20 protein-coding genes are annotated in these 21,154 nt (G+C 34.0%); 8 read left to right on the forward strand and 12 right to left on the reverse strand.

Annotated elements, in window-relative coordinates; all coding sequences use genetic code 11:
* Positions 1-88: 88 nt before the first annotated feature.
* From FS935_RS14845 to asnB, 4 genes are all read right to left on the reverse strand, one after another.
* The gene (locus FS935_RS14845; protein ID WP_146949440.1) at positions 89-934 is read right to left on the reverse strand and encodes a phytoene/squalene synthase family protein; all 846 of its coding nucleotides are present in this window, start codon (positions 932-934) and stop codon (positions 89-91) included.
* The gene (locus tag FS935_RS14850; RefSeq protein WP_146949441.1) at positions 922-2,388 is read right to left on the reverse strand and encodes a phytoene desaturase family protein; all 1,467 of its coding nucleotides are present in this window, start codon (positions 2,386-2,388) and stop codon (positions 922-924) included. Before FS935_RS14850 ends, FS935_RS14845 begins: the two co-directional genes overlap by 13 nt.
* A complete protein-coding gene (locus FS935_RS14855) occupies positions 2,385-3,911 on the reverse strand; it encodes a phytoene desaturase family protein (RefSeq protein WP_193559366.1) in 1,527 nt (508 codons plus the stop codon). Before FS935_RS14855 ends, FS935_RS14850 begins: the two co-directional genes overlap by 4 nt.
* A 247-nt stretch (positions 3,912-4,158) precedes the next feature.
* Positions 4,159-6,009 carry an asparagine synthase (glutamine-hydrolyzing) gene (gene asnB, locus FS935_RS14860; RefSeq protein ID WP_146949443.1) on the reverse strand — a complete coding sequence of 617 codons (1,851 nt, stop codon included), beginning with the start codon at positions 6,007-6,009 and terminating at the stop codon, positions 4,159-4,161.
* A gap of 209 nt (positions 6,010-6,218) precedes the next feature.
* Here asnB and FS935_RS14865 point away from each other — a divergent pair, with 209 nt between their 5' ends.
* On the forward strand, positions 6,219-6,779 hold the full coding sequence (locus FS935_RS14865) for a DUF2777 family protein (protein ID WP_146949444.1): 561 nt from the start codon (positions 6,219-6,221) through the stop codon (positions 6,777-6,779).
* A gap of 520 nt (positions 6,780-7,299) precedes the next feature.
* Here FS935_RS14865 and FS935_RS14870 read toward each other — a convergent pair.
* The 5 genes from FS935_RS14870 to FS935_RS14890 all read right to left on the reverse strand — a co-directional run bounded on the left by FS935_RS14870 (position 7,300) and on the right by FS935_RS14890 (position 12,420).
* Entirely contained in the window at positions 7,300-7,656 is a 357-nt protein-coding gene (locus tag FS935_RS14870) for a YisL family protein (protein ID WP_146949445.1), read from the reverse strand.
* 229 nt (positions 7,657-7,885) lie between these two features.
* Entirely contained in the window at positions 7,886-9,244 is a 1,359-nt protein-coding gene (locus FS935_RS14875) for an ABC transporter permease (RefSeq protein WP_146949446.1), read from the reverse strand.
* 39 nt (positions 9,245-9,283) lie between these two features.
* Positions 9,284-10,222, reverse strand: a complete 939-nt coding sequence (locus tag FS935_RS14880; RefSeq protein WP_146949447.1) for an ABC transporter ATP-binding protein — start codon at positions 10,220-10,222, stop codon at positions 9,284-9,286.
* Between the two features lie 419 nt (positions 10,223-10,641).
* Positions 10,642-11,541, reverse strand: coding sequence for a fumarylacetoacetate hydrolase family protein (locus tag FS935_RS14885; protein ID WP_146949448.1), 900 nt, complete (start codon positions 11,539-11,541; stop codon positions 10,642-10,644).
* Between the two features lie 99 nt (positions 11,542-11,640).
* Positions 11,641-12,420: a TatD family hydrolase gene (locus FS935_RS14890; protein WP_146949449.1), complete on the reverse strand. Its 780-nt coding sequence runs from the start codon at positions 12,418-12,420 to the stop codon at positions 11,641-11,643.
* Between the two features lie 570 nt (positions 12,421-12,990).
* Between FS935_RS14890 and FS935_RS14895 the strand changes: the two genes are divergently transcribed.
* The 7 genes from FS935_RS14895 to FS935_RS14925 all read left to right on the forward strand — a co-directional run bounded on the left by FS935_RS14895 (position 12,991) and on the right by FS935_RS14925 (position 15,498).
* Entirely contained in the window at positions 12,991-13,140 is a 150-nt protein-coding gene (locus FS935_RS14895) for an aspartyl-phosphate phosphatase Spo0E family protein (RefSeq protein ID WP_146949450.1), read from the forward strand.
* Positions 13,141-13,335: 195 nt separating this feature from the next.
* Positions 13,336-13,557, forward strand: a complete 222-nt coding sequence (locus FS935_RS14900) for a spore germination protein (protein ID WP_121664681.1) — start codon at positions 13,336-13,338, stop codon at positions 13,555-13,557.
* 131 nt (positions 13,558-13,688) lie between these two features.
* Complete coding sequence (locus FS935_RS14905) at positions 13,689-13,922, forward strand: spore germination protein GerPB (RefSeq protein ID WP_146949451.1); 234 nt, start codon at positions 13,689-13,691, stop codon at positions 13,920-13,922.
* An 81-nt stretch (positions 13,923-14,003) separates the two neighbouring features.
* Complete coding sequence (gene gerPC, locus FS935_RS14910) at positions 14,004-14,609, forward strand: spore germination protein GerPC (RefSeq protein ID WP_146949452.1); 606 nt, start codon at positions 14,004-14,006, stop codon at positions 14,607-14,609.
* Between the two features lie 23 nt (positions 14,610-14,632).
* Complete coding sequence (locus FS935_RS14915; protein WP_146949453.1) at positions 14,633-14,809, forward strand: spore germination protein GerPD; 177 nt, start codon at positions 14,633-14,635, stop codon at positions 14,807-14,809.
* The gene (locus FS935_RS14920) at positions 14,806-15,171 is read left to right on the forward strand and encodes a spore germination protein GerPE (RefSeq protein ID WP_146949454.1); all 366 of its coding nucleotides are present in this window, start codon (positions 14,806-14,808) and stop codon (positions 15,169-15,171) included. The genes FS935_RS14915 and FS935_RS14920 overlap by 4 nt, the downstream gene beginning before the upstream one ends.
* Before the next feature lie 108 nt (positions 15,172-15,279).
* The gene (locus FS935_RS14925; RefSeq protein WP_146949455.1) at positions 15,280-15,498 is read left to right on the forward strand and encodes a spore germination protein; all 219 of its coding nucleotides are present in this window, start codon (positions 15,280-15,282) and stop codon (positions 15,496-15,498) included.
* A gap of 558 nt (positions 15,499-16,056) precedes the next feature.
* Here the strand turns inward: FS935_RS14925 and hlpB are convergent.
* The 3 genes from hlpB to FS935_RS14940 all read right to left on the reverse strand — a co-directional run bounded on the left by hlpB (position 16,057) and on the right by FS935_RS14940 (position 21,034).
* Positions 16,057-16,362 carry an HNH nuclease-like protein HlpB gene (gene hlpB, locus FS935_RS14930; RefSeq protein ID WP_146949456.1) on the reverse strand — a complete coding sequence of 102 codons (306 nt, stop codon included), beginning with the start codon at positions 16,360-16,362 and terminating at the stop codon, positions 16,057-16,059.
* 86 nt (positions 16,363-16,448) lie between these two features.
* Positions 16,449-19,856 (reverse strand): SbcC/MukB-like Walker B domain-containing protein, encoded by a 3,408-nt coding sequence (locus FS935_RS14935; protein WP_146949457.1) that lies wholly within the window; start codon positions 19,854-19,856, stop codon positions 16,449-16,451.
* Positions 19,853-21,034: an exonuclease SbcCD subunit D gene (locus FS935_RS14940; protein WP_146949458.1), complete on the reverse strand. Its 1,182-nt coding sequence runs from the start codon at positions 21,032-21,034 to the stop codon at positions 19,853-19,855. The genes FS935_RS14935 and FS935_RS14940 overlap by 4 nt, the downstream gene beginning before the upstream one ends.
* Positions 21,035-21,154: the final 120 nt, after the last annotated feature.

Below are 21,154 nucleotides of genomic sequence, written 5' to 3' on the forward strand. Positions count from 1 at the left end.
GAACTCATTTTACCCAAGTTGCCTAAAGAAATAACCGTGTCTAACTTTAAGGGGTCACTTCATAGTGAGCTTTATGCGTAAGGTTTTTTCATCCTGATATCTTTGAAAGAATAATCGTTTTTTCTTCATTACTAACGTATTGCTTTTCATTAAATACTTTATATTGTTTCTTCCTAATCTTCGTTAATATTTCTCCATACAATAAAGCTGAAGCCTTAACAGGAGTGCGTGATGATAATGGATATTCATTCATTGTCTCGAGAGCTTTTTGATAGTATAGCTCAGCTTCATTCGCAAGATGTTCCCACATCTTAACGAATGATGAATTAACTAGGCCACTTCGCAGATCTTCTTCACTATATTGATAATAATCCATTAATTCCTTCGGTAAATAAATTCGATTTCGTCCTAAATCATCACCAATATCGCGTAAAATATTTGTTAATTGCATTCCAAGTCCAAGTGAAATAGCACCTTCACGTAGAGCTTCAATTTTTTGTGGTGCCAATATAGGTAAAAGCATTAATCCAACTGAGCTTGCCACATGATAGGAATAAGTGAGAACTTCATCAGTTGTATTATAGCGTGTTTTCACAAGATCCATTCGCTGCCCAGTAATCATATCTAAAAATGCATCTTTTTGAAGATTATAATGGATAGACACATCATGCAATGCAAGCCACATAAAATGATATTCTCCCTGTGGAATTGTACCGTTTAAAAATAAATGAAAATCTTCTTCAAAAAGTGCTAATTCCTTGTGAGGTGAAGAGTCTTCATCAACGATGTCATCAACAATTCGGCAAAACGCATAAACAGCCCAAACCGCTTTCTTTTTCTTCTCTGGCAATAAGGAAAATGCCTTATAGAAAGTTTTAGAGTGATGTTTTATTACCTTTTCACATTGCTTATAAGCATTTTCTATATCAACCATTTTTCCGCCTCCTGTTTATGATCATTTTGTACAGCATCAACCATTATTTTTGCTCCTTGCATGACAATTGGAATTCCACCGCCGGGATGAACAGATGCACCTACTGCATATACATTTTTGTAAGAAGATGGTTTAGCTTGAGGACGAAAAACACCTGATTGAAATAATATTGGTGCAATTCCAAAACTACCGCCTTGAAATAGTCCCTCTTTTTCAGCAATATTTGGGTTTTTAACCTTTTTCCAAACTATATGATTTCTTAAATTCGGATAGCCTCTTTCTTCTAACTCATCAATAATTCTCTCAATAAAGTCCTCTTGATTTGACCAGTTAATATGAGTACCCGATGGTACTGGGACGAGCGTATATAATACTCCTTTTCCCTCCGGAGCAAGACTTGAATCAATAACAGATGGATGGAATGAGTAAAATGATGGATCTGTTGGCACCACTTTTTTCTCAAAAACTTCCTTCATGTGCTTTGAAAAATCACCACTCATGAAAAATTGATGAACAGGAGTATTTTCATAGACTTTATCTAATCCAAAATAAAGCAATACACAGCTTGATGAAGGTGTATATTTATCTTCTGGTGGTTTCTTTGTATCTAGTAATTTAGACATAACAGGAAAATCCCCATTTAGAATAATCTGGTCGGCACTTACATACTCGTCATTTACATAAAGGCCTGTTGCTTTGTCACCTTCAGTAGAAAGTGATGTTACTTTTGAATTTAACTGTACCTTAATACCTCTTCTATCAAGCTCTTTCTTTAACACATCAACTAAGTGAGCATATCCACCTTTTAGATAATAGATTCCATGTTTATGCTCACTATATGAAATCAGAGAATATAAAGCAGGTGACTCATAGGGATTACCACCTATATAAAGAGATTGCAGTGAGTATGCTAAGCGCATATTTTCTTCTTGAAAATATGTTTTTAATGATTGATAGACTGTCCGATATGCCTTAAGTTTTACTAATGTTTTAATATTTTTCTTAGTCCAAAAATCTTTTTTACTAGAAAAGGACCTTTTAATAAATGATGACATTCCCTGCTCAAAACGGATATCCATATCACTCATAAACTTAATAAACCCTTGCTTTTCATTAGGATAAATTCGCTCTAGCTCATTAAGCTGTTTCGAGCGATCAGTGTATTTTTCATATGTTGATCCATCTTTGAAATGGATTGAATATAAGGGATCAATTTGTATGAGCTCATACTTCTCAGGCGGTACACCTGCTTCTTCTAAAATACTTGTAAGCATGTGTGGTAATAGCACAATTGTTGGACCTTCATCAATTTTAAAACCATCTTGTTCTACATAAGAAAGTCGCCCACCTAATCGATCTCGTTGTTCTAATATTGTAACATCATAACCCTTTTTATTTAAAAGGAGAGCTGACACTAATCCACCAATACCTCCGCCCACAACAACTGATCTCATTTCGCATCCCTCAAATCCACGTGCATATTCACATGCTTTATATTATTATGATTTGCTTGTTTTTCAATTGCATTTGTTGTGATTCGTGCTGATTCTAATATCGTAGGAAGACCACTACCTGGATGTGTTCCGCCACCAACTAACCAACAGCGTTTTAGTTCTTCAAATTCATTATGTGGCCTTAGCACCATCATTTGTGTTAGCTGATGACCCAGGTTAAATGTAGCTCCTTCATAAACAAAAATATCTTCTTCCCAATTTCTTGGTGTAATTATTTTCTCTACTTTAATATGACTCTCAATATCTTTAAACTCAGTTTTTTCTTGAATTGTTTTTAACACTAATTCTCTAAAACTGTCCTTATGCGCTTCCCAATCTATCTGACTTAAATTGCTAGGAACAGGAGCTAAAATATATAAAGCTGAATGACCTTTTGGTGCTAGAGTTGGATCTGTTACACTGGCATTTTGAATATATACAGATGGATCTTTTGGCATCGTAAATGTTTTTGTTATTTCATCAACATTCTTTTTGTAGTCTTCTGCAAACACTATTGTGTGATGTGGTAGATCATATTGTTTATCTAAACCCAAATAAATCATAAAAGTGGAACATGAATATTTTTTCTTCTTTAGCTTTTTTTTAGAGTATTTTCTTAATACACCATCATCAACAAGATTTGTCATAACATGTGCAAAATCGCCATTAATAATTACCTCATCAGCTTCAATTTTTTCACCATTTTCAAGCTCGACACCAGTAACTGTTTTACCTTCAAGTAATAGCTTTTTCACACCTTTACTTAAATGAATTTTTCCTCCAAGTTCTTCAAATGCTTTTGCCATTGCTTTAGATAGCTGATTCACTCCACCTTTAGGATGATAAATTCCATATTCATGCTCCATATAAGAGAGGATTGAAAATGCTCCTGGACATTCCCATGGTGACATTCCCAAGTATTTCGATTGAAATGTAAAAGCAAGCTTCATTCTTTCATCTTTAAAATATTTCGATAACACTTCATACAAACTTTTCGAAATTGTTAATTGAGGTAATGCCTTAATAACTCTCCATCTTAAATAATCATAAAAATGATCCATTTTACTTTGTAATATAGGAGTTAGGGCGTTCATTTTCTTTCTCGTATCATCCATAAACCGTTTATAGCCATCACCCTCACCTGGAGCTATACGATTTAATCTTTGTATCATCTCACGTTCATTTCTTGTCATATTAATGGTGGCATCATCAAATATCAGTTGGTACATCTCTTCAAGTTCAATAAGATCTACATAATCATGCAATTTCTTACCTGTAGATTGGAAAATTTCTTCAGCGATATGAACCATACTTAAAAAAGTAGGACCCATATCAAATGTATAGCCCTGTTCTTCAATAGAAGCGTTGCGGCCACCTATGTATGATTGTTTTTCAAAAAGATCTACATCGTAACCTTTACTAGCTAACATCATCGCAGCTGCTAACCCTCCAGGTCCAGCTCCAATCACAACCATTTTTTTCATGATGAATGCCCTCCATTAAGTGTACATATATTATACAAACATTATACACAGTTACTATACAAAACTCAAACATTAATAACCTGTTAATCTGCTAACCACTATTATCAATAATTTCACTTATGTCCTTATATGTAAGAAGTACAAGTTTTATGAATTCTTTAAGCCTGTATTTTAGATAATTCCCTCCAGTTCTTATGAAAGCAAAAAGAACCGCTCCTTTAAAGAGCAGTTCTTTTTATGATCTATTTTATCTTTCATCTAAATTAATAGAATAACTATCAAACCATACATGAATTTGTGCAAGATGAGCAAGTAACTGTGGTCCTGACATTAATTGGCCAAACCATGGTACTTGAAAAGCTTTACCTTCTGACTGGATAATGTCGTTTAACTTTTGTTCATTTAATAATACATGCAAAATAGAATCCTTTTTATTCACAAGTGATTGTAGCCATTCTTTTACTAGTCTTGTATACTCAGGATTATGTGTTTTAGGATACGGACTCTTCTTACGGTATAATACTTCGTCTGGTAATATACCTTCTAAGGCTTTTCTTAAGATTCCTTTTTCACGGTTTCCATGCATCTTCATATCCCATGGAATATTCCAAGCATATTCTACAAGACGATGATCAGCAAATGGTACACGAACCTCAAGACTTGCTCCCATACTCATTCGATCTTTTCGATCAAGTAAATTAGTCATAAACCAATGCATATTTAAATAGAAAAGTTGACGTCTTTGCGTTTCTAATTTTGATTCACCTTCTAGAATTGGTGTCTCATTGACTGTGTCTTGATAACGAGCTTGCACATATTCATTTAGCTTTAATTTATCTTGCCATTCAGGTTTTAACAAGCTATTTCTTTCATCCGTTGATCGCATCCACGGAAATGCTTTGTTTGCAAGATCCTCTGGTCGATGGAACCATGGGTATCCTCCAAATATTTCATCAGCACACTCACCTGATAAACCAACAACAAACTCCTTTTTAATTTCTCTGCAAAACCACAGAAGAGAAGAATCAACATCTGCCATCCCTGGTAAATCTCGAACAGACGTTGCCTCAATTAAGTGATCAACAAGTTCTTGTTGCTTTATTACGCTACTATGATGAACAGTGTTAAATGTATCACTCATTTTTTTGATCCATGGACCATCAGAATTTGGTTGAAATTCATTCGCCTTAAAGAATTGCTCATTATCCTCATAATCTATTGAATAGGTATGAAGTCTTCCTTTACCCTCATTTTTATAATGCTCAGCAGCAATTGCAGTTATTGCACTTGAATCAACACCACCAGAAAGGAATGTACATAACGGAACATCTGATACTAGTTGACGCTTTACTGCATCCGTAAATAAATAACGAACCTTTTCTGCTGTTTCATCAACATTTTCTTCATGAGGCTTACTCTCTACATCCCAATATCTCCACTTCTTCAGTCCATCCTTTGTATAAATTAAAGCATGTGCTGGACGCAGTTCATCAATTCCTTTAAACACGCCAACTCCAGGAGTTCGTGAAGGACCTACACCGAAGATTTCTGATAATCCATTTTTATCGATCACAGCCGAAACTGAAGGATGCGCTAAAATTGCCTTTAACTCTGAACCAAAGATTAATGATCCATTTTCTTCTTTATAAAATAATGGTTTCACTCCTAAACGGTCTCTTCCAATAAACAATTTCTCTTTGGTTGAATCCCAGACAGCAAATGCAAAAATACCATTCAAGTGATGAACACATTCCTCTTCCCATTCAATATAAGCTTGTAATAAAACCTCAGTATCAGAATGACCTTTAAATGTATATCCACGTGAAAGCAGCTCTTTACGAATATCTTCTGTATTATAAAGCTCTCCATTGTAGCAAATAGTATAAGTATGACCTTCCTTTGAGCGAGTCATAGGCTGAACTCCACCAGAAGGATCTACAACTACTAGGCGTTTATGCCCAAACAATACATGATTCTCTCCCCAAATGTTTGTATCGTCAGGACCTCTTTTTGCTAAAGTTTCTGCCATTTTTTTGATTGTACTTTGTTCTTTGCTTAAATTTCCTTTAAAATTAATCCAACCTGTAATTCCACACATTTAAGCATCATCTCCCTAGCATAAATTTCCTTCTATACTTACCTATCCGCCTATGTCCTTTAACAGATGTAGGTATCTTATGCCCACTTTCACTCAATGTTGAATTGTCCAATATCATTTTTAATGCATATTTTTCTGTTGTTTTGTCTAAAACGGATGATAGCGCATTTTTTTACACATATTTTCACTTTCAACTGGAGGGTAATTGCATGAGTCCATATAAACGAACAGATCTATTATTAAATCAAGAACGTTCGTACTTAACTGGACTGATTGAAGTAACGAACAATCAGTACGTCATTTATGATGATATGAGTGATGAGCTTCATTTATTAGAAGAAATTAAGGAGCCACATTTAGAAATACTTAGTCCGATTGGTTGGAAATCTTGTAAATGGTTAGGTTTAGGTAAGGTAAAAACGGAGGCAGGGGTTTTCTCAATAAGCTGTGGAGACACTGTTCGTATACAAAAAAGTCTTCCGTTTGCATTAGATGAAATGCTTAAGGAGCTTCAAGATGAAACATTTATAAAACTACTAAAACACCTTAATTCAAAAGGGTTTTCACCCTTCGACTGTATCTATTCTTACAACCAGTTATTATTTTTAGATAATCAAGTACATAAAAAAGGTGTATCTTTTTATCAATTTGATAATGAAGAAGAAATTTGTGCCATTCAGCACCATTTTAAAAGAGGTGTTCATTCTTCCGATCGCTTTGAAATCACCACAAGCTTAGGCAAAAGAAGTATAATTAGTGGATTATTTTGATTTAGCCATGAACGTTTCTGGCTAACATTTTAAACTTTCTGCTTCCTTAAATTCATGGCTATTTACCAAGTGTGCTGCATCGTTGAATTCCGCTTCAGTTGCTCGCTTTCCGTGGGGCGTGAGGTGAGCCTCCTCGGCGCAAACGCCTGTGGGGTCTCACCTTCCCGCTGCTCCCACAGGAGTCTCGCACTTCCGCTCCATTCAACCTAAAGTAGTTTCCTTTCAAAATATCTTTAAATCAACACGATACACGATATTCTAAAGGAGAATTATATGATCTTTTAATCACCTTTCTTGGCCCTTAAAGTTGAATCTTATCTTAATGATTATTGTATTTAACATAATTATTTGGAAGAAACTCTATTTTTATCTAATAAAAAGTACTTTATCAGAAGAAGATATCATAATGCTTAGCAGCATGGTGATTCATTAAAGTTACTTATCAACAATTTACTGTCCAAATAAAAAAATGCCTTCTCTAAATAGCTAGAGCAGGCATTATTGTTAACTAGCAATATCTTTAGAAATGGAAAATCCCTAATGGAAGTCTCATTCCTAATAGGATTGTTAGTACAAGAACGACAACAAATTGAATCCAATAAATTCTTGTTGGCTTCCCTTTTTTCGATTTGACTAAGACCATTTCCATAGTAGCAATTGTCCATATTCCTAAAATAATTTTAGCAATATACTCACCATCCAATGAATAGACACCTAAAACGATAACAATTCCCGTAATAAGGATCAATACATAGAATAATCGTAAAACCATGTGGATAATTTTAAATGGCTTTTCTTTCCCAGACTTAAAGAATGAGAATGCTACAAAGAACAGTATAATTCCTAGTACCCATGTAGTAATATGTGCATGTATCAAATTTTCTTCCTCCTTCATTCTCTTAACCAACCCTATTTTAGCATGATTTTATAATAAATTTAAAGAAAGTGTAATAAAATGCTTTGTTGTTGTGTCTATTTTGTTGAAGTTTCAATAAGATTAGCTACCCTTCATTTAAAAAAGGAATACTCAGACTAAAAGCACTAGTATTATAACAATGGATACAACATTCCTAAATAGACTATTTAAAGCGCATTTTTGGTTGATATCACTTCTCGTAATTCATTTTCCATAAAGATACGAAAAGAAAAACAAAACCAAATCCAAACAAAACGAGACCATCAAGTATGACATCCTTAAATCCTAAACCTCTTACTAAAATATCCTGATACCCCGTTAATGCCCATGCATGAGGTGTGATTAATGCGATATTCTGCATAATATCAGGCATGATAAATAAAGGAACCATTGTCCCACCTAATGCTGCTAGGGTTAGAGCAAGTAAGACGGACCAACCAGATATTTGAGAATCTGTTTTAAATATCGCAGCAATTAACATTCCTAAGCAGGAGCTTGCCCATACAAGAGCTAATGTTATCAAAATCAACCCTGAAAATGATGAACCTAGTGACATACCAAACACAAAGTGTCCAAACGCAAAAAGCACGACAACTTGAAGTATTCCAATAAAATAGTTTGGTATCATTTTCCCAATAAATAGTTGCCAATGATCTACAGGCGCTGATAAAACTCTTCTAAAAGTGCCATCATTTCTTTCATTTAAAAAAGATCGTCCAGCATACATAATAATGAAAAAAGCATACATAACTGTATAGCCTGGTACATTTTGTTGAAAAGCGTCTGGGCGTTCCACTACATCTCCTTCTGAAGCAGAGTATGTTCCAATTGTAACTTTTGGATCATTCAAAGAAAGCTTTGCAGTGTTAACTAACTCATCTTTTAAAAGAGTTAGATCAGGTTCTTCACCTTGCTGTGCATCTACTTCAATTGATACAGGTTCAAATTGATTGTTTGTAAGAGAGTTTAGTTGATTGGTAAGGTTAGCTATATATTTCTTATATCCATCTTCTACTTTACTAATTTCATTTGTTACATTTTCTTTAATGTTTGTTACTTGATTTTCAACCATTCGAGTGACAATGTATTCAACTTCAAAGGCTTGTGCAACACCTTCAATTGCTCTTCCTATAATAGAAGTCATATTTGCTTGAGCAGGATCTTCATAGGATATCAACTCAATTTTTTCTCCATCTTTAATTTTCTCTCCAAATTCTTTTGGAATAACTAAAGCAAATGGATACTCTCCATCACTAACCAATTTTCTAATTTGTTTTTCTGTAAAATCTTCCTCATTATTTTCTGTTTCAAGCTTGATGCCATCTGTATCTTTTAATAAATTGATAAACTTTATAGAATCCTTTGTTTGATCTTGATCAACAATTGGTAAAGCTATTGCTTCGTCACCACCACCACCTTGAAAAACTGGCATTAAAGCAAAGCTCATAATTGTAATTAGCATTAAGGGTAGCATAAACAAAACAACAATTGCACCTGGATCCTTTAACATGATCCTTATATCTTTTTTAGCGATTGCCCACCATTGCATAGTAGAAAAATCTCCTTTTTCTATAATTTAACTAAGTTATTAGTCTCTTAGCTTTTTGCCTGTTTTATATAAAAACAATGTCTCTAAGGAAGGATGCATCATATTAATAATCTTTAAATTGCTGTCATTCTGATTAAGAGCTTCAAGCATTTCCGCAACATTCTTATTTATGTCTTCCACAACCATTTCAATCTTACTACCTGATAATCTAATATCTTTTGTAAAGGACTCTTGTTGAAATAGATCAACAAATTTTCTAACTTCTTCTTGATTATCTCCTGATAATTCAACAACTCCACCATAAACATCTGAAACAAGCTCTTCGACTGTTCCTAAGGCAATAATACTTCCATCATCTATTATAGCTACTCGATCACATAGTGCTGTTGCTTCTTCCATGTAATGTGTTGTATAAACAATCGTAATTCCTTGGCTTTTAAGAAGTTTAATTAAATCAAAAATCTGGTTTCTTGATTGCGGATCTATACCTACTGTCGGTTCATCCATAAACACAACTAATGGCTGATGTATTAATGCAGCTGCGATATTAATTCTTCTTTTCATACCACCAGAATAGTTTTTTATTGGTTCCTTGGCTCGATCTGCCAGACCTACTAAAGAAAGTAATTCATTTACCCTATCCTTTAGTATTTGCCCCTTGATCCCATATAGCTCACCGAAAAATTTTAAATTATCAATAGCATTCAACATTGGATAAAGAGCAATATCCTGCGGAACAATTCCAACAATCTTTTTGATTTCTTTTCTTTTTGTTATACCATCCAAATCATTGATTTTAATTGTTCCGTTACTCGGTAATATTTGTGAGGTCATCATTGAGATTGATGTTGTTTTCCCAGCTCCGTTTGGACCTAATAATCCAAAAATTTCTCCTTTGTTTATCGTCAAATCCAAATCATTTACTACATGATTGTTTTCATAGTGTTTATTCACTTTGTCACATAAAATCATAGCCATATATTTTTACTTCCTCCGTTTTATTCATTTTCATTCCTTAACTTTAAGATTTTTGCAAATATTCATTTTAAAAGATTTATTACTAGTATATGAATTTATCCTTAGGAGCTTCTCATAAGTTAAAGCTGTTTTTTAAAAACCACTGCAAGCAGCTCTTATTATTAGATGATGTGCATATGAATTCTTTCTAGGAGCTTTTGTTCAAGTGATGGTCTGTGAGGTAGAATTTTATGAAGAAGTAGGTAAGTATCACAATAGTTTTTTCCAATTACCACCATATTAAAAACTAACACAATTATTTTTCTTCGTAAAGAATATTTAGTGAATTTAGACATTAATTAGGTTTTAGTTTATTTTCCTCAAATCCTTTAGTTTAAATAGAGCTAATAAAAAAGGACCAAAAAAATCAGTCCTTCTTCTTAAACCATTATTTTATTTTTCAAAATACCAATTTCCTCAATCTCAATTTCCACTATATCTCCAGGGGTTAGAAACTTCGGTGGATTAAAGCCTTTTCCAACTCCAGATGGTGTACCTGTTGCAATAATATCACCAGGCTCTAAAGTTGTTCCCTGTGATATTGTCGAAATAATATGTTCAATAGAAAATATCATATCCTTCGTGTTACCATTTTGTCTTAATTCATCATTTACCTTCGTTTTAATTGAAAGCTGATATGGATTTTTGATCGTAGATTTATGAACAAGATATGGACCCATCGGACAAGAAGTATCTAAGCTTTTCCCTAATAAAAATTGCTTGTGCTGTGCTTGTAAATTCCTTGCTGTCACGTCATTAACAATTGTATATCCAAAAACATAATCCATTGCATCTTCTTCATTAATACGCTTCCCTTTCTTGCCTATTACAACAGCAAGCTCTCCTTCATAATCAAGTTCATTTGTTATATGTAGATGTGGATCAATTTCCTCATCATGACCAATGATGGTTGTAGGTGATTTTGAGAACAACATAACATGTTTAGGGATATCCTCCACACTCCCCATTTCAATGGCATGTTCTCGATAGTTTTTTCCTACACAGTATATGTTCTTTGTAGGCTTTGTTATTGGCGCATTAATTTTTATATCCTGCAATGGATAAAGATAACCCTCTGATCCATCTTCTTTAATTTTATCAACTATTTGCTGAACATCCTGGATAAATTTATCGCCTAATGCAACACACTCAAAAAGTGTCTCAGGAAAAGATGTTATTTCAAATATATCTTTTTCGGCTTTGTGTAAATCAATGACCTTATTTTCATATAGCAAGCCAATAAATGGCTCATTATGAATTGTTGCTGATACAAATTTCATATGAGACCCTCCTTAATTTTTGGTTCAGTAATAATGCTCTAACATAGCCAATTATTTAAAAAGAGAAGGTAACACTTTTAAATATGAATAGTTAGATAGCTAGCTCTTATTTATGTACAGCTGTTCAGTATTTTCTAGGATCTTTTTCCTTAATCCTTCTCTTGGGGTAGATAGTATATTCGATAAACAGGTTAAGATATCCTCTAAAAACAATGGAGTTGTTTCCCTCCCCATGAACATTTCATTAAACTGCCAAGGTCCATCTGTTTCTATTAGGAGCTGATCCACAGGAATTAATTGAACCAATTTTTGATCACGCTTCCGGTAGCAAACCTCAGGTGTAACAGAAACATAATATCCACAGCAAATGATTTCATTTGCTGTCTCTTGTGATGTTTTCAACCAATGAAAATGAGCTTTTCTTATATAATGCTTTTTTAGAAGATTAAGCACCTTTTCAGACTCTTCATGAACAGCATGCAAAGAAACTGGTAGAGCTTCTGTTTTTGCAACCTGTATAAACTGCTCTATTGTTTCTACAAATACCTCTTCATGATAAAGTTCATACAACTCTTTTTTATTATATGTAGGTAATCCAATCTCACCTATTGCTGATATTAAATGCTTTTCCTTCTTTATTAGATTCAGCAATTCATGTAGTTCTCTTTGCAAAGGTGGAGCATCTTCTGGATGATGTCCAATAGCTGCCCGAATAAATGTTGGATACTTTTGCTTTAGCTTTAAAGTTTTGTAGCTAGATTTGAGGTTTGTTGAAACAGCTACAACACTTTGTACCCCACTTTCTATCCAAGTTTGGATGTATCTTTCTACAAGTTCTTCTGAATATTGATCAAGATGAATATGAGCATCAATCGTCATGTTTCTCTACCCCACAAATTGAAGTATATAAATACCATTTCCATTATTTATATTTATTATTTATTTTTCCAATCTTGCTCATCATTTCTCAAAAATGGATATTATTTAAATAGACAATATCCACCTTATCTCAAAGGATACTATCGTATTCCTGTCAAGCATGTCAATCGTCTTCCCGCTACATTTCACTAGTGTTTTAAATGGCAATATTCTCGATGAAACACATTGAATTTTGTAGAATTTTGTTATTATTTTTGTTATTTTAGCGAATGTAAGTTTTTGTTTAAATTCCATTGTATAATAGGCTTGTTTACTTTGATTTGGACATATCTATTTTTATAGATTTATATAAATTAACTTTTTATATTGTACCTCAAGTAAAGCATCATTCTTGGAAAACTTCCTCGACGATGAATGAAATGTGCAATAAAAATCAACATGTGAAATCATTTTAAACAATTTAAAAACTGAATATTAAAACTTTTTAAAATTTAAGTAAAAGGCAGTAGCAAATTGATTAGGTTCCATATTCCAAGTTAGCTAATTTTAAAAATTGAGAGAAGGATTGCGATGATTGTCAATGAAATTGAACAAAAACGAAAAACACTATTAAGAATGGCAAAAAGATATGGACTTAACTCAAAGGAAACTGTTCGCTGTAGTCAAGAGCTAGATGTTTTACTACTCAAACAAATTAAACAAATAAACGCTAAAAAATGACATGATGATTAATCATTTAGCTCTACTATAAGGCAATAGCCATTTCCTACTCTCTCAGCATGCATTTTTAATCACTTAATTTTACTATTAACTTCAATAAACCACTCCAACTTTCAGCGATTATCACACAATTTCACTTTAATTTCATAAAATACAATAAAGTGCTTTAAATCCAAAAACAAAAGGATGTTTTACATGCCAGCTATCGTCGGTGCTTTTAAGGTTAATTCTGTCGGAACAAGTAGCATTGTTCATGTTGGAGATGTTATTACAATATCACCTTACAGTGAAGTTAAAACATTCGCAGGTGCAGGTTCTTTTAACACTGGAGACGGTCTAAACATATATAATCAAAATTCTGTAACAAATACGTATGATAATGATGTTGTTGATCAACCTATGGCAGGCAATTTATAACCTATTTATTGCTAAATCTTTTACCTAGGGTACATTTTAAGCAAAAAAATCGCACATGAGTTTTTGCAGTGCTATTTATCTAGCTTGTTTCGACCATTAACCCTTTTAATGGATTAAGGGAGTGTTATTTAATGAATTTCTATATTAATCAATCAATCTGTATTAACTATTTAAGAGTGGGCTCAGTTAATAACTCTTCTGTTTTACAAATTGGCAGTGCAGGCATGATAAAACCACTATCAAATTTGTATAATACGGGCGGCTTTATTCAAGCAGCCCCACAAATTGAATCAGAAACACCAACAGGCGTAGTCACTGAAGGCACCGAAGACCCACTAGTGCCTCTTGCTGCCCCGACTGCTTAAGTCTTGGGCATTCACCCATCTATTTCTTCTGCATATTATGAAATAAAGTACTTTGAGCGAGGAATAAAGGTGGGTGAATATATGTATTATAATGCTGACACTATGCAATATATCCAACAACTTCATCAATATGTTCAACATCAGGATAAAAAAATTCAACAATTAACGAATATCATACAAGAGTTACGTACAGATGTTGAGCGGATTAAAAATAAACCCGTCACTAATATTGAACGAATTGAATATAAATTTGATCAATTAAAAGTCGAACAGCTGGATGGAACATTAAATATAGGTTTAAATCCAACAGATCCAGAACAAATTGATAACTTTGATGTTCAGCAAAAAGGAATAAATGTTAATGGAGTTCAACAACAATTAAGAGATCAACTATTCAAGCAATGTAGCCAGGATGTTAATCAATTCTTGAATCAAGAATGTGCTGGATTTATTCAACAAGCGGAAAAACATTATGGTTTAAGCTTAGATGATCCACATCGTAAACATATTATTGAGGATATTAGAAAACAGATTGATAGTCGTATCCAATATTACATTAATGGTCAACCACTTACAGAACAAGATTCGTTACTAGAGAAAAAACAGGAAATTCTTTCTAAAGTAAAACAAGATGTTGAAAATTCGATTCAACACTTTTTGCAACACTTTCCTAAGGATACGAAATAAAACTTTCCACAAGGGTGATATACGTGAATTTCACAGTTGTAAATAAGGACATTCAAGTAGGTGCTATTCGAGTTACTGGGGTATCTAGTTCATCGGTTTTTTTAATTGGTGATACAAATACAATTTCGCTTTCCTCTGTATTTGATACACCACCTGAATCCCTAATCATTGGTCCTTTAGTACCGCTGGCTTCTCAATGATCAGTCGATACTCACAAGTAACATCTGCATATGTCAATACGATCGGAATTAGTTCTGTTTTTAATATCGGGGATTCACAGCAGATTACTCCAACTGCAAAGGTTTTAGCCATACAACGTGAGGAAGAACGCTTTTTGGGAGACGAAGGAGATCTTTCTGAGTATCCTATATTTGAAGAGGAAATTCCACAACCTCAATTCTATGAAGAAGTTGTAACGAACTTTTTTCATGAAAATCCACGAATAAGGGTTTCTAATGTAAAGGTTATCGCCATATCGAGTTCCTCTGTTTTTCAAATTGGGTCAACAAAGGATATTATTTGTGAAACTCGTGTAAAAAATATACGTCAGCTAAAAAAGTAGTAATACTAATGAAATTTATATGGATTGTCTATTTTCCTATAAATGACGAACAATCGTAAATTCCTTCGCATAAAGTAAAGTACTAGAGAATTAAAAAGGATGTTTTTTATGCCAGCTATTGTAGGTCCAATAAAAATTAACAGTGTAGGTGGAGGCGTCGTTAATTTTGGAGATACCTTTTATTTATCTCCGAAAAGTCAATCAAAAAGTGCCTCAGGCTCTGGTGGTGGAAGCACAGGAGACTTCCATATTATTAACAACGGTGTTAGTGCAACAAATTTGATCGATCCTGATGTAACAGATCAAAATATGATTGGAAATAATTAAAACAGTAACAAGGGGCTGGGACATATAAAGATGTCATACAAAAAGGCGAATAAATCTAAATTCAGTTAAGTTGAAAAAAATAAGTTCGTTCCATTGCGCTGCAGACATTTGCTTTCCGCGGGGAGGAAGCTAAGCCTCCTCGGCGCAAGCGCCTGTGGGGTCTCAGCCTTTCCTCTGCACCCGCAGGAGTCAAATGTCTTCCGCTCCATTCCACTAGTTCTTAAAAAAAGTATGCAAAATCAAAAAATCTATTGAAGACAGCAAATAAAAAACCGAGATATTAGGCGAATGTTTAATTGACATATCACCTAATAACTCGGGTTTATCTTTAGCTTAAATACTTATGTCCCAGCCTCTTGTTTTTCTTTTTAGTTAGTTCAAAACCATTCCATATTATTCTCTATTCACAAAATTCATCAAGCAAGATAACCTATGATCTGATTTTTAGTCAATTCCTAATGCGCTCATAGGCGTTAAGTGTCTTGTTCTACACTATAATCATAAACAGCACTCATAATGAATCACACTAAAATTTTTTACACATATCAAAAGATCATTTTATCGACCTCTTTGTTTTCGTTCTTTAGATTTCCTTATTTGAACCAATTTACTTGAGGGCTGCTTGCGAATCCATTTCACGAAGCTTTTAAGTTTTTCATCTTGTTTTAACTCATGAATTGTGGACAGTCTTGCAGCTAATTCATCATTCATATATAGAGCATGAATTTGTTTATGACAAGGAATACATAGCTTGGCAGTTGGTAAAAATGCCCCACCCATTTCTTTTGGTGTTAGGTGATGAATTGTTGTTTCAACTTCCTCTCTTCCACAAAGCTCACAGCTACCGATTTGTTTTTTTGACATTGTGACAATCCTCTAGTTTGTTATATAGTACCTTACAGGTTTCTTTTTAAGTGTTTTTGTTACTTAACTCTTCAGGAATCATACTATTACAAGGATTCTAAGTAAACAGATGATCCTTTTCCAGATGGCTCAGCTGGTTCAACAATTAATTTTCTTTGTAATCTTGCTCTTAATTCTTGAACATGACTGATGATTCCTACAGATAGATTTTGTGCCTGAAGTTTCTCAAGAGCAGTGATCACTGTGTCCAACAGTTCTACATCCAATGTTCCAAAACCTTCGTCTAAGAAGAAAAATTGAAGTGGATACTCGCCGCGAAGTTGGATTTGTGTTGATAAAGACAATGCTAATGCAAGTGATGTTAAAAATGTCTCTCCACCTGACAATGAAGAAACAGGTCTTCTAACTCCTCCGTTTGCATCATCTCTCATAATAAATCCACCCTGTGAGTCAACTTCTATCGCATATCTTCCTCTTGTTAACAAGCTTAATCGTTCTGAAGCATCTCTGCTCACTTGCTGCAATTGTTCTTCTGCTACATATTCAACAAAACTATTACCTTTAAAGACCGTTGTTAATTTTTCTAATTTTTGCAGCATATCATCTAATTCTTTTTGTGCTGTTTCAATCGCAGTGAAGCGTTCATGCTTGTCTAACAGCTCTTGTAATGCGTTAGTAGCAGCACCTTTATTTGCAACAGCTTCCTCAACCATTGTTTTAGATTCAGACTTAACTTGCTGAATTGTATTCCAATCTTCTAATGTGACTTCTTTATTAGAAAGCTTTTCAATTATACGATTTAAGTCTGTGTTAAGCTGCTTCATTTTATCCAGATATGATTCAATCTCAGCCTTCATTTGTTGCCTATTAGTTTCTGTTAAAAGAGAGGTTAATGTTTCTTCAATCGTATTAAAAGATGTTTTTGCACAGAATGTTGTCCACTTTTGTTCAGCTTCTAGAGTCTTACTAGTTGCTCGTTCATATGTTTTTTCATTTGTTGCAAGCTCACTTTGAACATGATGTAGCATATTAGTGATCTTCTGCATTTCCTGATACAGATTATTTTCACTATCTGTTAAGTTTTTAATCTTTGTATTTATAGACTCAATTAGCGTAGATATTGAGGTGTTAGCATTATCTGTTATAAATTCTTTAAGCTTTTCATGTTTTTCGTTTATTAAAAGCTTCCGATTATCAATCGTTGTTTTTAACCCGATTTGTTCTTCTGAAAGCTGCTGACCCGATTTTTCTTGAGCTTTAACCATTGCTTGTTGCTCTTCAATAAACGCAAAGCTTTTTTGAATTCGTTCATTTAATTGTTCAAATTCTTCATCTTTCGTTGTGATTTCCTTTTGGTACTTCTCAAGGTTATCAATAGGAATTGAAGAAAAATGATCTTCATAGTACGTCTTGAATTGTTCATATTTTTGTTTATTATGTTTTTGTTTATCAGTCCACTCGTTAACATCAACACTAGCTGTAGAAATAAAATTACTGACTTTTAACTCTTCCTGTTTTAACTCTCTTAACTGCTTAACAACTCTTTCAATAGCTACTTTAATTTCAAGAAAGTCTTGAGTCAAAGCTTTAAATTCAGACTTAAATATCTGATAGATCCCAATTATTGTGGAATCATTTTCATTTGACACAAGCTCTTTAACATGAATTTCCTCTTGCTGTATGTTCTCTACAAAAGTAAAGTCAGATACAAGCTGCTGTGATAAGCTTTCTGCCTTCAATTGAATTGTTTGTGTTTCATTACTCATGCTTTGTAGTTGTTCTAGTTGTTGTTTAAGTTGTGAAGCTGTTACTTCATTAGTATTCTGCTCTTGTTCATCAAAATGAATTGGACTAGGGTGATTGCATGATCCACACACTGGACATGGTGCCCCATCCTCTAGCTGCTTCACAAGCTCAAAAGCAAGTTTTTTACTTTTTTCAATTTCTTCTTTTTCTACAGCTTCTTCAATTTGTTTTTTTGCAAAAGAAATATATTGCTTATACTGTTTTTCATATTCTGCTACTTGAAAGTAAAGATTATTTAGCCTTTTATATTCAATTTTGAGCTGATTTTGGCTTTTTATTAGTTCAGCTTCAATATGCTGTTTTTTATGTTTTTCGTTATCCAATGTTTTTGATTTTGAGTGTAAAAATTCTGTTGTTTCATTATATTGTTGTTTACTTTGAAGTACATTTTGCTTCGCTTCAATTGCAGCACGTAATTGTTCACGTTCTTTTGCTGTTACAAGCTTTGTTTTTTGTTCTTCTTGTAGAAGCTGCTGCTTGCTTACTGCTTTTTCAACGAACTGCTGTGCCTTCTTTAACAAAGATTGACTTTCTTCACGCTTTTTTTGTAGTTGGTAATGTTTATTTTGAAGCTCCTCTAGCAGCTTCTGATCATTTTGTAAGTCAATTTCCACCTTTTGCAATGAAACAAGCTTCTCACGCTTCGCTACTAAATTTGGCTCTTGCTCTGCTTTATCTTTCCGTATCTTTTCATAATCTTGGCTTATTTGATCATATTGCTGTTTTATTTCACTATATTTCTTCTTTACTACCTCAAGATTAACCTCAGCTTCTTGTTTTTCTTTTCTAAGCTCTTGTAATGCTTCAGCGTAAGGTCGTAATGTTTCTGCTTCATCTGCCTTTTTTAGCTGCTTTTGCAAATCTTCAATTCTATCTTCTTCTTTTATTAAATTCACTTTTTCCTTTTTAAATTCTACCTTCTGCTGTTGGAGGTCCCATAACACTTTTTTATCTTCGAATTCCTTTATTACACTCTCAAATTCTTTATTACGTTTTTGTAATAACAATTCTGCAACTTCTAATTGTTTCTTTGCTTCCTCTACGGCTGTAGAAGATGCATTTCCTAAACCCGTTTTCTCAGCTTCAAGCTCATTACGTGCAATTCTTGTTGCTGTAACTCGCTTCTTTAATTTTTTCATAAGCTGATCACCGTATTGCTCTAAATGAAATAACCGCTGAAGCATTTGTCTTCTTTCTGCACCTTTTAATGATAGAAACTCAGCAAATTTACCTTGTGGAAGCACTACAGCACGTGTAAAATCATCAATTGTCAAACCAAGAAGTCCGTATACCTTTTCATTAACATCAACAGCCTTATCCGCTAATACGACATGTTCTTCTCCAGCTTCTATTAACCTACATATCGCAGTTTTCACACGTACATCATCTGTCCTTTTGAACACACGTTCAACAACATATCTTTTTTTAGCTGAAGCATTTTCAAGTTCAAATGAAAATGAAACGGTAAGCTGGTCTTCTGCATGATTTAAAATGCCATGTGTATTATTCATTGCTCGCTCCACTTTTCCATATAAAGCAAGAGTCATAGCATCTAAAATTGATGACTTTCCACTTCCAGTAGGTCCAAAGATCCCAAAAATTCCACCATCACAAAGAGAGTCAAAATCGATTGTCTGTTTCTCTCTAAAGCTATGCAAACCAGATACAGTTAATTGGATTGGCTTCATACGTCATCACCTTCCTCTGAATCTTCATCCTGTTGAATAAGCTCCAAAAATAATTTCACTAACTCATCTTCAGGCTTTGCTCCACCTGTTTGCTTTTCATAAAATTGCGAGAATAATTGATCAATAGGTAAATTTGCTTGTCGTGTAGCAGCTACCTCTAACTCTTTTTGAAAAACAGGACGAATGTGAATAAACCCTGAATGCCATTTACGTAAGCGATGAATTTCCTCAATTGACAGTGTTGATGTTAAATGAATTTCTAAGTCAATCCATGCAGAAGCATCTCTTCCTTCATCAAGCCAGCTATGAACTTGACTTATCCCTTCTGTTGCCTTCCATTTCACAAGTGGTCTTCCAGATGATAACGATATTTCTTTCATTTCAACAGGCTTATTTGGCTCAGCGTCAATAATTGTCACTGACTTTGCATAACCTATCTCTGAGAAACTATAGGCAAGAGGTGATCCAGAATATCGTGTTAGGGTTTTCGCTCGGTTAATATTTTGTGGTCGATGTAAATGACCTAATGCTACATATTGTGCAGCTTCTGGCATACTTGTTGCTGCAACTGTATATGCACCACCTACTTCAATAGGTCTTTCTGAATCTGTTGAGCTGCCTCCTGCCACATGAATATGACTCATTGCAATATTTACAGTGTCAGACCTGAATTGCTTACTCATCATCGCAAAAAGCTCTCGAATTTTTTCATCATATTTGTTTCTTAATAAGATCTCATCATGTTCTTCTGATAAAACTTGTTCAAGCCTCGCTTCTGAAGGATAAGCAAGTGCGGCTACCTTCATTTGTTGTCCAAGTCTTGGGATATCCACTTTTATCGTATCAATTATTGGGTAACCAATTAAATGGATAGAATGATTGCCAGCTAAAGGCGATGCTGCGGAAAGACGATCTGGATTATCATGGTTTCCAGCAATCACAATAATAGGGCGTTTTCCATGATCAGATAACCGTGAAAGACCTTCATAAAATAATTGTTCAGCGGCAGCAGGTGGATTCACCGTATCAAACGCATCTCCAGCCATTAAGATTGCATCAACTTTTTCTTCTTCTACTATTTTAACAAGTTCATCTATAAATTGAGCTTGTTCGGCTAAACGACTACGTCCCTCTAGAGATCTACCGAGGTGCCAATCAGCTGTATGCAATATTCGCATGTTATCGACTTCCTTTCAAACTGAATCTTTGTTTTGTACACATTATATTTTAATAAGCGTTCTTAAACTTAGTAGTTGCTTTTGCGTTACTGGCATGGAACCTTTAATAAAGGTTGTTTT

Origin of the sequence: Metabacillus litoralis (assembly GCF_007994985.1) — a bacterium.
Classification (GTDB): Bacteria; Bacillota; Bacilli; order Bacillales; family Bacillaceae; genus Metabacillus; species Metabacillus litoralis.